Origin of the sequence: Paracidovorax oryzae ATCC 19882, assembly GCF_000687165.1 — a bacterium.
In the GTDB taxonomy this organism is placed as follows: domain Bacteria; phylum Pseudomonadota; class Gammaproteobacteria; order Burkholderiales; family Burkholderiaceae_C; genus Paracidovorax; species Paracidovorax oryzae.
On the sequence record NZ_JMKU01000064.1, the window covers coordinates 1 to 2098 of the forward strand.

Annotated in this window: 3 protein-coding genes and 1 pseudogene; 3 read left to right on the forward strand and 1 reads right to left on the reverse strand. The window is 47.5% G+C overall.

The genetic code is table 11. The features are described from left to right. From T336_RS26375 to T336_RS26940, 3 genes are all read left to right on the forward strand, one after another. Positions 1–473, forward strand: a 473-nt coding sequence (locus tag T336_RS26375) for an RHS repeat-associated core domain-containing protein (RefSeq protein ID WP_167333667.1), incomplete at its 5' end; no start/stop codon positions are given. Next, entirely contained in the window at positions 470–919 is a 450-nt protein-coding gene (locus tag T336_RS26935; protein WP_156957937.1) for a hypothetical protein, read from the forward strand. The genes T336_RS26375 and T336_RS26935, both read left to right, overlap by 4 nt. A gap of 249 nt (positions 920–1168) precedes the next feature. Beyond that, positions 1169–1489 carry a hypothetical protein gene (locus T336_RS26940; RefSeq protein ID WP_156957938.1) on the forward strand — a complete coding sequence of 107 codons (321 nt, stop codon included), beginning with the start codon at positions 1169–1171 and terminating at the stop codon, positions 1487–1489. A 521-nt stretch (positions 1490–2010) separates the two neighbouring features. Here T336_RS26940 and T336_RS27260 read toward each other — a convergent pair. Continuing rightward, positions 2011–2098: pseudogene (locus tag T336_RS27260) on the reverse strand (IS5/IS1182 family transposase); the annotation flags it as partial.

Here is a 2098-nt window from a genome sequence, read left to right on the forward strand (position 1 = left end):
GGCAGTACCTGGACCGGGAGACGGGGCTGCACTACAACACCTTCCGCTACTATGACGCGGATCTGGGGGCGTTCACTACGCCTGACCCGATCGGGCTGGCGGGCGGAGTGAATCTGCATCAATATGCGTTCAATCCAGTTATCTGGACCGATCCCTGGGGATGGTCACCTTGTCCTTCGCACATATCTCAACAAAAACAAGCAGGGCATGTGCTGGGCACGCCTCAGCAAATAAATCGGGCAAAAGTTAATAAGCCAATTTCGGTCTTTGTTGATTGGAGTGATGCAGTGAATTATACGGATGAGGCTTGGGCTAAGGGAACACCAGTGCCCGGTAGGCCTGGATTAAAGGATCATGAATTCCATCATCCGGTTGGCTTTGGTCCCAACGGCGGAACACAATCCAAGGTTCGAGTCCATCAGGACGCCAATGGGAAAATCCATGGGCATCCAGCAGGGCCAGAAACACCATGAATAAATGCGAAATCCTCGAAGACATTCGGAAAAGTTATCGTGACCTGCAGAGTCCTGACTATGGCTTTGTGAATGCTGCTGTGAGGGGGGATAAATATCTGAAGATTTTTAATAATCTTTCTTCATACGGGAATGTGACGGATGTTACTGACTTGAATGATGATGTGGCTTTTTTTTGGTTACTGAAGCCGGAGGGTTATAAGGAAGGTTTTTTGTTGCAGCTTTCCATGGTGGGGAAGTATGCTGTTGTGGTTGACCTCGAAAGGTCGCAGGATAGTTGTACGGTTGGAAAAAATTTGGTGAGGCTGCTGAAGTCGTTTGGTTTCTATGTTTTTTCCTATGAAGAACTCTTTGAGCATGTCTGTGATGAATTACCTGGGGGCAATCTGTATAGTTGGTTATTTTCGGATGTGGGCATGATTCCAGTTAATGTGATTTCCGAATAAATCGCATGTGATGATTTGAGTTTATGGCTTGATGCACATGGACTCTGGTTGGGGAGTTTTTTGTCTCGATCGGGGCATATTATTCATCATGTTTTTTTAACTCAGTGGGTTAAAGTGCATGCTTGGCGACTAAGGCTGTTGCACTTAAACGGCCGCGGGCAGGTCCGCCCAGTAGGCGACAAGACACAAATTGGCATTAAACCCTGCCGGTTTGCCAACGGTAAGGCGGTCGTATGGAGGTGGATCATAATGGCCTACGAATACACTGTTAAGCTCAAGGATTACGTCGGCACCGAAGCAATTGATTCAATGAAAAAAGCGGTGATATTGTATCATGCAACCTGCTTTTACGATGGGTATGGGAAATTGCTAATCAAAGATCCGGAACTGGCTAACTCATGGAACTACGATATATCCGTGGAAAGTCAGGATCAAGAACTTCATCTTTCAATTGTGGGCTGGAATGATAATTTATACAGAATTTTCAAATTATCTATGAAAGATATAATTTATAAAATTATTGACGATGATGATGAAGAGGTCTCATTAGAAGAAGTTTTCAGAAAGTAGTGGGGTGGTCTCAAGTCGACTTCTTCTGCCCCCAGATTATCCAGACAGTTACTATAGGATTAATGGCGAAACTATCAACTAAAAATTCAACAGGGTCGTTAAGAGCGCGGCAGCCATCGCCGATGGGGCGGCGCGCAGCTACACCTATGGCGATGCGGACCGGTTGGTCGCTTCGGGGATTTCCGGCCACCACCTCACGCGTTACTACTACGACATTCACGACAAGCTGCTGGCGTTTCTGCGGCCCGTCGGTACCACGGCTCATCTGGGCTACGACGCAGCGCACCGCCGATGGGAATAAATCAAGCAGGTGCAAACATGGAAGTGGAAGAAGGCGGTCTCAAACCTGAAATGCAACACATGAACCTCCGGTAACTTGCACAGTAGACCTCGCGACATAGGCAAGGTCAAAGAATCGAATCTTCATCTATTTGAAAAAGCTTTTCTGATCTGCAAAAGGGCACGCGCGTATTTTTTGATCTAAATGGGAAGTGCAGAATTTTTGCCCGTGCTAAGAGCGGCTAACACCACCGATCCACGAAGCGCGCACAGATGATCGCTGCAGCCAGTTTCAACAGCGCTTCGTGGATGTCCAGCCGCCGCTCGAAG

Bases quoted from the DNA above. Each gene is read 5' to 3' on its own strand.
- T336_RS26935 (WP_156957937.1), top strand. From the start codon at position 470: ATGAATAAATGCGAAATCCTCGAAGACATTCGGAAAAGTTATCGTGAC.
- T336_RS26940 (WP_156957938.1), top strand. From the start codon at position 1,169: ATGGCCTACGAATACACTGTTAAGCTCAAGGATTACGTCGGCACCGAA.